This is a genomic window from Flavobacterium weaverense, assembly GCF_003688495.1.
Lineage (GTDB): Bacteria > Bacteroidota > Bacteroidia > Flavobacteriales > Flavobacteriaceae > Flavobacterium > Flavobacterium weaverense.
The window spans coordinates 461,011-472,474 of the sequence record NZ_REFH01000009.1 but is presented as its reverse complement, the minus strand read 5'-3'; the positions used below and the strand labels follow the sequence as shown (position 1 = coordinate 472,474).

Genomic DNA, 11,464 nt, shown 5'->3' with positions numbered 1-11,464 from the left:
AGTAAATGAACATAAATAACTTTTTCCAGTTTCTAGTTCCTAAGGATAAAAAATTCTTTCCTCTTTTCGAACAAGCGTCTAGCAATTTAATTGAGATTGCGACAAATTTACACGAAGCTGTGAATCTGCCTTTAAAAGAGCGCGAAGTTCTTTTTCAAAAGATTGATACTTTAGAACAAAAAGGGGAGGACATCACGCGCCAAACTAATTTAGAATTAAGTAGAAATTTTATTACTCCTTTTGATAGAGAAGATATTCACGCGTTAATTACTTCTATTGACAATGTTGCTGATTACCTTCACGGTGCTGCGAGTAGGATGAGATTGTATCAAGTTGACAAGATTACAAAGTCAATTCGAAAATTAACAGAAATAAATCTTGAGGCTTGTCAAAATATTGATGTTGCTGTTAGAGAGTTGAGAGATTTGAAAAAAATGAAAAACATCACTGATGCTATCGTTCGAATCAACAAGCTAGAAAATAAATCAGATAATGTTTACGATAAAGCAGTTCTTGATTTATTCGAAAATGAAACTGATGCTAAAAACATTATTAAGTACAAGGAAGTTCTTTCTGTTCTAGAAAATGCTGCTGATAAATGTAAAAGTGTAGCAAGTGTTCTGGAGTCAATTTCTGTAAAACATTCTTAATTTAATCCGTTTTATTCTGAAATTGTAATTATGGAATTTACTCTACTTATAGTTATCATAGTTTTAGCTTTAATCTTTGATTACATCAATGGTTTTCACGATGCTGCTAATGCTATTGCAACGGTTGTTGCTACTAAGGTATTAACTCCTTTCCAAGCAGTTGTTTGGGCTGCTTTTTTTAACTTTTTAGCCTATTGGGTTTTTGGTTTTGGTGTAGCTGATACGGTTGCAAAAACTGCAAATACATTAGAAATAGATTTGGTTGTAATTCTTGCAGGAGTTATTGCAGCGATAATTTGGAATCTATTTACTTGGTGGCAAGGAATTCCTTCTAGTTCTTCTCACACTTTAATTGGTGGTTTTGCTGGTGCTGCTATTGCTCACGCTATTGCAGTTCATGGTTTTTTTGAATATACAGTTATAGATGGCGCTGAAACTCATTCTGCTTATTGGTATAATACAGTAAACTGGTATACTCCAGGTATTGAAGGAGGTTTTCCTTCAGGAGTTTTAATTATTATTGCTTTTATAGTTATAGCTCCTCTTCTAGGGGCGCTAATCTCTTATTTAATATCGATTTGGCTTCTTAACGCTTCTAAGAAAAGTATTTATCCAAAGCTTTTTACTATTGGTTTAATGCTATTAACTATTTGGTTTGTCGAAAGCCAAATGATATACTACGAACAAATAAAGAAACCTAGATTCGACTCTCATTTTTGGAGTATCGCTCTAGAGTCGCATAATATTAAATGGTTTTTAGTCGCGTTTATTGTACTTTCGGTTAGCGGTTTTTGCTTGACCTTTAGTAGTTTAAATTTACATCAATCCAATTATTGGTTAAAAAAGATGCAATTAATTTCATCTGCAGCTTTTAGTTTAGGTCACGGTGGTAATGACTCGCAAAAGGTAATGGGAATCATTGCAGCAGCGGTTACCGTTTACATTCACACGAGCGGAATCACGCAAGATAGTTTACCGGATTGGTTAGATGTAGTCTTGCCAAACGCTGATGGTGATTTTAAAATGCCAGAATGGATTCCTCTAGCGTGTTATTCTGCTATTGCAGCTGGAACATTAAGCGGAGGTTGGAAAATTGTAAAAACTATGGGTTCCAAGATTACTAAAGTAACTTCTTTTGAAGGAGTTGCAGCAGAAACAGCGGGAGCATTAACATTATACTTTACGGAGCATTTCAGAGTGCCTGTAAGTACTACACATACTATCACTGGTTCTATTATTGGAGTAGGATTAACCAAAAGAGTTTCTGCAGTTCGTTGGGGAATGACGGTAAGTTTGTTATGGGCTTGGGTTTTAACAATTCCTATTTCAGCTATTTTAGCAGCGATAATATATTATGTTTTAAGTATCTTTCTTTAGTATTTGATACATTTTAAAAGCAAAGAAGCCATTCTTACGAATGGCTTCTTTGTTTACTCAAGGTGATTAACATTATCTTAAATAATACTATTGGATAATATCGGTTTTGACTTCGATAGTATTTGTCAAAATATTGTGAACTGGACACTTGTTAGCAATATTTAGTAATCTTTTCTTTTGCTCCGTATCTAAACTTCCAAATAATTCAATAGATCTAATTATCGTTGTTTTCTTTTCCTCAGCTTCTTCTACTATGTTCACTTCTACTTTAATATCTTGTAATTCCCAGCCTTTTCTATTAGCGTACATTCTTAAAGTGATGCAAGTGCAAGCAGCTAGCGAAGAAGCCAGCAACTCATAAGGCGAAAAACCTAAATCCATTCCTCCATCGCTTTTAGGCTCGTCTGAAATAATAGTATTTGTTGCTGACTTAATTTCCGTTTTGTAAAACGCTGATCCTATATGTGCAGTAATTTTATCCATAGTAAAGTGTTTTTTTTTTCGAAAAACAGAATGAAAATTATTTATAGTGCCTAATTTTCACAAGGTTTGAGTAGTTGTTATTTTCTTCTAAATACTTCCGCTTAAGCTTTTGTGAGCGTGCTTACGTCTGTGATACGTTTGCTTCAAATTTTCCACACCTGAAATAATACTAATATTACCATCAATCTCAAGCATAGCAAGCTTTACGTCTTTAAAGTATTCAATTCCGTGTTCACGCATCGCTTCTTTCAGTTCGTCAGAGGTAATGTTTAACTTGCTTAATATTTTGAAATCTAAAGTTCCATTATGTACTAATATCTCTGGCTTTTCTTGCATGAGATCACTGAACTTTTTATTTTTAAACATCAATTTTTTTAATATAAAATTGATAAAGAAAAGCACAGAGGCTGCGGCTAATCCACCCCATAAAGTCGTGTTGTTTCCAACCATTGCATTTTGAACCGAATTGCTTATCAATAATATCAGAATAACATCGGCGGTGTTTAATTGCGATAATTCCTTCTTGCCGAAAATGCGCAATGCTATCACCATGAAAAAGTAGACGGCAGCACTGCGAATTATTATATCAAGATATGGATCGATCATAGCGCCACTAAATTCTCTGATTATTTTAGTTTGAAGTTTTTCTCAATAGCTTTAATCATCTCACCTGCAATGTCTTTATTAGTTGCGCCTTCAATTCCTTCTAATCCAGGAGAAGAGTTTACTTCAAGTAAAAGCGGACCTTTTGAAGAACGAATAATATCGACACCTGCTACCTTTAGATCCATTGCTTTAGTTGCCTTTATAGCGATGCGTTTCTCTTCTGCAGTTACTTTTATAATCGAAGCGGTTCCGCCGAGATGTATATTTGCTCTAAACTCGCCTGGCATTGCTTCGCGCTGAATAGCAGCAACTACTTTACCATCAATTACAAAGCATCGAATATCTTTACCATTTGCTTCCTTAATAAATTCTTGCACTAAAATATTAGCATTTAGACTTTTGAATGCATTAATAACACTTTCAGCTGCTTTTTTTGTTTCTGCTAATACAACTCCTTTTCCTTGAGTTCCTTCTAATAATTTTACAATTAAAGGTGGCCCACCTACCATTTTTATTAAATCATCGGTATCCAAAGGTGAATTTGCAAATCCTGTGGTAGGAATTTCGACACCATGATTTAAAAGTAATTGTAATGAATACAGTTTGTCACGAGACTGTGTAATAGCATGCGATGAATTTAAGCAATATACTTTCAGTGCTTCAAATTGTCTAGTTAATGCACAGCCGTAGAACGTGATACTTGGTCTTATCCTCGGAATAATTGCGTCAAATTGATTCAATATTTTACCACCACGATAGTGAATTTCTGGAGTTTTTGCGTCCAATTTCATGTAGCATTCTTTGATATTCAAAAAGTGCATTTCGTGACCTCGCATTTCACCGGCTTCCATGATTCGCTTATTGCTGTATAGTTCTGGATTGCTAGCTAAAAGTCCTATTCGAAGTCCTGAACTTGCTTTCTCAGAATTCTTGTATAATTCTTTTAAAGTGTCCGTTGTTGGTTGGCCCAGAAGATACTTTTGCTCTGGATCCACTAAAACTCTTCCGCTCATTGCCTCACGACCTAAAAGCATTCTGAATCCCATAGAATCGCGATTTGTCAATGTCATTTCTATTGGCCAAGAAGAATTTCCAATTTGGAGATTTGTTTGAATAACATAACGTTGCTCTCTAAATCCGCTTGAACTTTTCACAATTCGCTTGTCAATTAGTTTTGCTTCACAGTGAATTACCGTTTTTAAGTTATTCTGGATTGGATTAATGTCAAATTTCACCCAGTTGGCTTCGTTTTTAATAAACGGCGCAATATTTATGGCATGTAGCGCTGATGTTTTCGCACCTGAATCTACACGCGCTTTTATAGTAGGAATTCCTAATTCTGGAAAAGAGCACCACTCTTCACTCCCTAGAATGACTTTATTATCTGACATATATTGATTTTAATTTAATCATTTTTCTAAACCAAATGTAAATATTAGTTTTCGAAAAAAAGACTATTTAACATAAAGAATAAACCCGTTAGGTTATGAAAACGTAACGGGTTTATTATAATTATTTGAAACTAAATTTATAAATTAGTTGGTTCTCCAGCTTTATGAACTTGAACAGTTAGCTCTGAAGCTCCTTCCTCAATATCCATGAAAATTTCATCACCAGAAGCAATTTTAGAAGTAATTATTTCTTCCGCTAGTGCGTCTTCAACATATTTCTGAATTGCTCTTTTAAGAGGTCTTGCGCCAAATTGTCTATCAAAACCTTTGTCAGCAATAAATGCTTTTGCTTCAGCAGAAAGATTCAATTGATATCCTAATTCTGCTACACGAGCATATAGTTTTTTCAATTCAATTTCTATAATTAAATCAATATGCTCTTTTTCTAAAGCATTAAATACAATTACGTCATCGATCCTATTTAAGAATTCAGGAGCAAAAGTTTTTTTCAATGCGTTTTCGATAATACTTTTCGAATTATCATCAGCCTGAGCTACTTTCGCAGCAGTTCCAAAACCAACACCTTGTCCGAAATCTTTTAATTGTCTGGCTCCAACATTTGAAGTCATGATAATTATAGTGTTTTTGAAGTCGATTTTTCGTCCTAAACTATCCGTTAAATAACCGTCATCTAATACTTGTAAAAGCATGTTAAAAACATCAGGGTGCGCTTTTTCAATTTCATCTAAAAGCACAACACAATAAGGTTTCCTTCTTACTTTTTCCGTTAACTGTCCACCTTCTTCATAACCTACATATCCTGGAGGCGCTCCCACAAGTCTAGAAATTGCAAACTTCTCCATGTATTCACTCATGTCGATACGGATTAGCGCATCTTCAGAATCGAATAATTCTTTAGCCAGTACTTTAGCTAATTGCGTTTTTCCAACACCAGTTTGTCCCAAGAAAATAAATGAACCAATTGGTCTATTTGGATCTTTTAATCCCGCACGATTTCTTTGTATCGATCGTGCAATTTTCATAACTGCTTCTCTTTGTCCAATTACCTTACCTTCAATAAGTTCTGGTAATTTAGCTAACTTGTTACTTTCTGTTTGTGCAATTCTATTTACAGGAATACCACTCATCATTGAAACGACATCAGCAACATTGTCTTCAGTCACTTCAATACGATTATTTTTAGCGTCTTCTTCCCATTGCTCTTGTGCGACTGCCAAATCTTTTTCAATTCGTTTTTCGTCATCTCTAAGCTTAGCTGCTTCTTCGTACTTTTGTTTCTTTACAACAACGTTTTTAAGTTCGCGAACATCTTCTAACTGACGTTCAAGATCCAAAATTTGCTTTGGAACTTCAATATTTGTAATGTGAACTCTTGAACCTGCTTCGTCTAAAGCATCAATAGCTTTGTCAGGTAAAAAGCGCTCAGACATATACCTATCCGTTAATTTAACACAAGCTTCGATTGCATCATCAGTGTATGTAACATTGTGGTGGTCTTCGTATTTGTTTTTAATATTGTGCAAAATTGTAATCGTTTCTTCAACAGAAGTTGGTTCTACAATTATCTTTTGGAAACGTCTCTCTAAAGCTCCATCTTTTTCTATATATTGGCGGTATTCGTCTAAAGTCGTAGCACCGATACATTGAATTTCTCCACGTGCTAACGCAGGTTTAAACATATTGGATGCATCCAAAGAACCTGTTGCACCACCGGCACCAACAATTGTATGAATTTCGTCTATAAAAAGAATGATGTCATCATTTTTCTCTAATTCGTTCATAACAGCTTTCATACGTTCTTCAAACTGTCCACGGTATTTAGTTCCAGCAACAAGGCTGGCTAGATCTAAAGTAACTACGCGTTTATTGAATAATGTTCGAGATACTTTCTTTTGAATAATACGAAGCGCTAAACCTTCTGCAATAGCAGATTTTCCAACTCCAGGTTCTCCAATTAATAGTGGATTGTTCTTTTTACGACGGCTTAAAATTTGAGAAACACGCTCAATTTCTTTTTCACGTCCTACAACTGGATCAAGTTTTCCTTCCTCAGCCATTTCTGTTAAATCTCTCCCAAAATTATCTAAAACAGGAGTCTTCGATTTTTTGTTTGATTTGTTGGCGGGATTATTAAAAGTTCCTTCTTTAAGACTGTCATCTTGTCCTGAATCGTCATTATACGATTCATTTCGCGGGGATTTTTCGATAAAATCTTCTTCGTTTGGAGTCATATTTATATAATTTTCTTTAGCTAAATCATAATCGATTTTCAATTTATTCAATAGCTTTGTTGTTGGATCGTTTTCGTTTCTGAGTATGCACAACAAGAGATGTGCAGTACTTATTGAAGAACTTTGAAATACTTTAGCTTCTAAGAAAGTCGTCTTTAAGGCTCTTTCCGCTTGGCGTGTTAAATGTAGATTCTTCTTTTCAATATTAACTTCTACACTTGTGCTGGCAGGACTAAGGATTTCTACTTTTCTACGCAAATGGTCTAAATCAACATTGAGATTGTTCAATATTTGAATTGCTTTTCCGTTACCATCTCTTAGAATACCTAGCATTAAATGTTCCGTGCCTATAAAGTCGTGTCCTAATCGCAAAGCTTCTTCCTTGCTATAGGTTATAACATCTTTTACTCGCGGTGAAAAATTATCATCCATAATATATATTTGATATCGTAAATTTAGTGAATTAGTGATTGGAAAACAAAAAGTATTCCCATTACTAGTCTTGTCAGCTAATAGACAAAAAATATCATAACTGCAGCGTTAAATTTACCTTAAATTATCAACTAAATAGTGAGATTCTTTTGTTGATAAATCATTGAAATAAGTCTGCTAAAATGGGCCAAAAAATTTCAAAAAGATGTATATTGGCACGTTTTGAAACTAATATAATTTTTTAATATAACAACTTATGTCTGAAGGAGAAAAGTTAATTCCTATTAACATAGAAGATGAAATGAAATCAGCTTACATCGATTACTCGATGTCAGTAATTGTATCAAGGGCACTTCCAGATGTTAGAGATGGCTTGAAGCCTGTTCATAGAAGGGTTCTTTACGGAATGTATGATTTAGGAGTTTTTTCAAATAAAGCCCATAAAAAATCCGCCAGAATTGTCGGTGAAGTTTTAGGTAAGTATCACCCACACGGAGATACTTCTGTTTATGACGCCATGGTTCGTATGGCTCAGGAATGGAGTTTACGTTATTTATTAGTGGATGGTCAAGGTAACTTTGGATCTGTAGATGGAGATAGTCCAGCTGCAATGCGTTATACAGAAGCTAGAATGCGCAAGATTTCGGAAGAAATTATGGCTGATATCGAAAAAGAGACAGTTGATTTTCAATTGAATTTTGACGATACTTTATATGAGCCAAAAGTAATGCCAACAAGAGTTCCTACTTTGTTAATTAACGGAGCAACAGGAATTGCAGTGGGTATGGCAACAAATATGCCGCCGCACAACTTGACGGAAGTAATCAATGGTACGTTAGCTTTTATGGACAACAATGAAATCGAAATCGATGAATTGATGAATTATATTAAAGCACCAGATTTTCCTACGGGTGGAGTTATTTACGGTTACGATGGAGTTCGGGAAGCTTTCAAAACAGGTAGAGGACGTGTTGTAATGCGTGCAAAGGTTGGTTTTGAAGAAGTTGATGGTAGAGAATGTATCATTGTAACTGAGATTCCATACCAAGTTAACAAAGCAGATATGATTAAACGTACTGCCGACTTAGTTAATGATAAAAAGATAGATGGAATAGCAAATATTCGTGATGAATCAGATAGAAACGGTATGCGTATCGTTTACATCTTGAAACGTGATGCTACTCCTAACGTAGTTTTAAATACGTTATACAAATACACACAACTTCAGTCTTCTTTTAGTGTAAATAATATTGCATTAGTTAAAGGTCGTCCACAAATGTTGAATCTAAAAGAAATGATTCACTATTTTGTAGAGCACCGCCATGATGTTGTAGTAAGAAGAACTCGTTTTGAATTGCGTAAAGCAGAAGAACGCGCGCATATTTTAGAAGGTTTAATTATTGCTTCTGACAATATTGACGAAGTAATCGCTTTAATTAGAAGTTCGAAAAATACAGAGGAAGCTCGTGAAAAATTAATGAAAAGATTTGAATTATCAGATATTCAAGCGCGTGCTATTGTAGAAATGCGTTTGCGTCAATTGACTGGTCTTGAACAAGACAAGTTGAGAGCTGAATATGAAGAGTTGATGAAATTGATTGCACACTTAAAAGCATTATTAGAAAATGTTGATTTAAGAACAAATTTGATAAAAGAGGAGCTAATCGAAATTCGTGAAAAATACGGAGATGAGCGTCGTTCAATTATTGAATATTCTGGTGGAGATGTAAGTATCGAAGATTTGATTGCGGATGAAAATGTGGTTATTACAATTTCTCACGCAGGTTATATCAAACGTACCAACCTTACAGAGTATAAAACACAAAATAGAGGAGGAGTAGGGCAAAAAAGCGCTGGAACAAGAGATCAAGATTTCTTAGAACACATGTTTGTCGCTACAAATCACCAGTACATGATGTTCTTTACTCAAAAAGGAAAATGTTTCTGGATGCGTGTATACGAAATTCCAGAGGGAAGTAAAACTGCTAAAGGAAGAGCGATTCAAAACTTAGTAAATATTGAAAGCGACGATAAAGTGAAAGCTTTCATTTGTACTCAAGATTTAAAAGATAAAGATTATATCACTAGTCATAATCTTATTATGGTGACCAAAAAAGGTCAGGTTAAGAAAACATCTTTAGAGAAATATTCTAAACCTAGAGTTAATGGTGTTGCTGCAATTACAATTAAGGAAGGTGATGAACTTTTAGAAGCAAAATTGACAAATGGTGAAAGCCAAATCATTTTAGCCGTTAAGTCAGGCAAATTGGTTCGTTTTGAAGAAACTAAGACTCGTCCAATGGGTAGAACTGCTTCTGGAGTTCGTGGAATTACGTTAAAAGATGATACTGATGAAGTAATTGGTATGGTTACTGTAGATAAGGAAAATATCAATGATTCTCAGATCTTAGTTGTTACTGAAAACGGTTACGGTAAACGTACAAAACTTGTTGAAGACGGCGAAGATGTTTATAGAATCACAAACCGTGGTGGTAAAGGAGTTAAAACCTTAAATATTACTGAGAAAACAGGTAAGTTAATTTCGATAAATGCAGTTACTGATGCAGATGATTTAATGATTATTAATAAATCAGGATTGACAATAAGAATGGCTATTGAAGATTTACGCGTTATGGGACGTGCTACTCAAGGAGTTAAGTTAATCAACCTTAAAGGTAAAGACTCAATCGCTGCAGTTACTAAAGTAATGAAAGATGATGTAGTTGAAGTTGTAGTTGATGAAGATGGAAACGTAATTGAAACAGAAGCTATCGAAAGAGTTAAACCAGTATTAGAAGTTCTTGAAGACGAAGGTGCTGAAGAGGAAGATGATGAGGATGAAACTGATGTTGAAGAAGAATTAGAAGACGAGTCGGAAGAAGATGATTCTGACGAATAGACGTAGATTGTTATAGTGAACCAACAATAAATTTAAATTAAACAAACAATGTTATGAAAAGTAAATATGTATTACTAGCATCAGCGTTATTGGTATCAGTAGCTACTTTTGCTCAAAAAGATCAAATTAAAGCAGCTGAAAAAGCAATGAAAGGCGGTAAGTCTCAAGAAGCAGCTACTATTTTAATGGAAGCTGAATCTTTAATTAGTAATGCTTCAGACGCTGAAAAGGCTCAATTCTATTTTATTAAAGGGAATGCTCTTTTAGATTTAGCAAACAAAAAAGTTGATGCAGATAAAAATCTTTCTATGGCTGCAAAGGCGTATCAAGATTTGATGGATGTTGAGAAAACTTCAGGAAAAGTAAAATTTACACCTCAAGCGACATCCTCAATCACTGACATTAAATTTAAGCTGATTAATACTGCGATTGAAGAATCAAAAGCAGATAAACATTCAGCAAGTGCTAAAAAATTATACGACGCGTATTTGTTAGATAAAAAAGATACAATAAACTTGTATTATGCAGCATCAACTTATATTAATGCTAAAGAGTATGATAAAGCTTTAGAGTTATATGAAAATTTGAAAAAGTTAAATTATTCTGGAAAAGGTAAAAGCTACTTTGCGATGAATAAATTGACAAATGCAGAAGATTTTTTCAACACATCTAAAGAAAGAGATTTATCTGTAAAAATTGGTACGCACGAAAAGCCAAGAAGTGAAGATGTTCCTTCAAAAAGAGGAGAAATCTATAAAAACATGGCTTTAATTTTAGTAGAAAACGGTAAAACGGATGAAGCTAAAAAAGCAATTTCTGAAGCGAGATTAGCTAATCCAGATGATACTTCTTTAGTATTAACTGAAGCTAATTTATATTTGGAGTCTAAAGATTACGAGACTTACAAAAAATTAATTGGAGAAGTTTTAGCAAAAAATCCTAATGATGCTGATTTGACTTTCAATTTAGGTGTAATCAGTGGAAATGCAGGAAATAAAGCAGATGCTGAAAAGTATTATTTACGTGCAATGGAAATTAAGCCTGACTACATCAACGCTTATATTAATCTAGCAGCTTTGAAATTAGAAGGAGAGAAACCAATCATTGATGAAATGAATAAGTTAGGTACTTCTACTAAAGACATGAAGCGTTACGACGAATTAAAAGTTAAGAGAGATAACATTTTTAAAAGTGTGATTCCATTCCTTAAAAAAGGATATGAATTAGATCCTAAAAATGTAGATGTTGCTAAGACTCTATTAAATGTTTATAGTGCTTTAGAAATGACTGCAGAGTCAAAAGCATTGAAAGCTAAGATGTAATTCTGATCTTTAAGTATAAAAATCCGGTTTGAAATTTTTCAAACCGGTTTTT

General features: G+C 34.1%; 8 protein-coding genes. 4 read left to right on the top strand and 4 right to left on the bottom strand.

Annotated elements, in window-relative coordinates; translation table 11 throughout:
- Window positions 1-5 precede the first annotated feature (5 nt).
- Both BC961_RS08800 and BC961_RS08795 read left to right on the top strand, forming a co-directional pair.
- The gene (locus BC961_RS08800; protein WP_121925471.1) at window positions 6-650 is read left to right on the top strand and encodes a DUF47 domain-containing protein; all 645 of its coding nucleotides are present in this window, start codon (window positions 6-8) and stop codon (window positions 648-650) included.
- 30 nt (window positions 651-680) lie between these two features.
- On the top strand, window positions 681-2,027 hold the full coding sequence (locus BC961_RS08795) for an inorganic phosphate transporter (protein WP_121925470.1): 1,347 nt from the start codon (window positions 681-683) through the stop codon (window positions 2,025-2,027).
- Between the two features lie 87 nt (window positions 2,028-2,114).
- Here the strand turns inward: BC961_RS08795 and BC961_RS08790 are convergent, their stop codons facing one another.
- The 4 genes from BC961_RS08790 to BC961_RS08775 form a co-directional block, all read right to left on the bottom strand.
- Window positions 2,115-2,510: an OsmC family protein gene (locus BC961_RS08790; protein ID WP_121925469.1), complete on the bottom strand. Its 396-nt coding sequence runs from the start codon at window positions 2,508-2,510 to the stop codon at window positions 2,115-2,117.
- 87 nt (window positions 2,511-2,597) lie between these two features.
- A complete protein-coding gene (locus BC961_RS08785) occupies window positions 2,598-3,116 on the bottom strand; it encodes a DUF421 domain-containing protein (protein ID WP_121925468.1) in 519 nt (172 codons plus the stop codon).
- A gap of 20 nt (window positions 3,117-3,136) precedes the next feature.
- A complete protein-coding gene (rimK, locus tag BC961_RS08780) occupies window positions 3,137-4,507 on the bottom strand; it encodes a 30S ribosomal protein S6--L-glutamate ligase (RefSeq protein ID WP_121925467.1) in 1,371 nt (456 codons plus the stop codon).
- Window positions 4,508-4,644: 137 nt separating this feature from the next.
- Entirely contained in the window at window positions 4,645-7,191 is a 2,547-nt protein-coding gene (locus tag BC961_RS08775; RefSeq protein ID WP_121925466.1) for an ATP-dependent Clp protease ATP-binding subunit, read from the bottom strand.
- Between the two features lie 256 nt (window positions 7,192-7,447).
- Between BC961_RS08775 and gyrA the strand changes: the two genes are divergently transcribed.
- The gene (gyrA, locus tag BC961_RS08770; RefSeq protein ID WP_121925465.1) at window positions 7,448-10,090 is read left to right on the top strand and encodes a DNA gyrase subunit A; all 2,643 of its coding nucleotides are present in this window, start codon (window positions 7,448-7,450) and stop codon (window positions 10,088-10,090) included.
- 53 nt (window positions 10,091-10,143) lie between these two features.
- The gene (locus tag BC961_RS08765; protein WP_121925464.1) at window positions 10,144-11,412 is read left to right on the top strand and encodes a tetratricopeptide repeat protein; all 1,269 of its coding nucleotides are present in this window, start codon (window positions 10,144-10,146) and stop codon (window positions 11,410-11,412) included.
- Window positions 11,413-11,464 lie beyond the last annotated feature (52 nt).

Coding starts and splice junctions, on each gene's coding strand:
- BC961_RS08800 (WP_121925471.1), top strand. CDS start 6: ATGAACATAAATAACTTTTTCCAGTTTCTAGTTCCTAAGGATAAAAAA.
- BC961_RS08795 (WP_121925470.1), top strand. CDS start 681: ATGGAATTTACTCTACTTATAGTTATCATAGTTTTAGCTTTAATCTTT.
- BC961_RS08790 (WP_121925469.1), bottom strand. CDS start 2,510: ATGGATAAAATTACTGCACATATAGGATCAGCGTTTTACAAAACGGAA.
- BC961_RS08785 (WP_121925468.1), bottom strand. CDS start 3,116: ATGATCGATCCATATCTTGATATAATAATTCGCAGTGCTGCCGTCTAC.
- rimK (WP_121925467.1), bottom strand. CDS start 4,507: ATGTCAGATAATAAAGTCATTCTAGGGAGTGAAGAGTGGTGCTCTTTT.
- BC961_RS08775 (WP_121925466.1), bottom strand. CDS start 7,191: ATGGATGATAATTTTTCACCGCGAGTAAAAGATGTTATAACCTATAGC.
- gyrA (WP_121925465.1), top strand. CDS start 7,448: ATGTCTGAAGGAGAAAAGTTAATTCCTATTAACATAGAAGATGAAATG.
- BC961_RS08765 (WP_121925464.1), top strand. CDS start 10,144: ATGAAAAGTAAATATGTATTACTAGCATCAGCGTTATTGGTATCAGTA.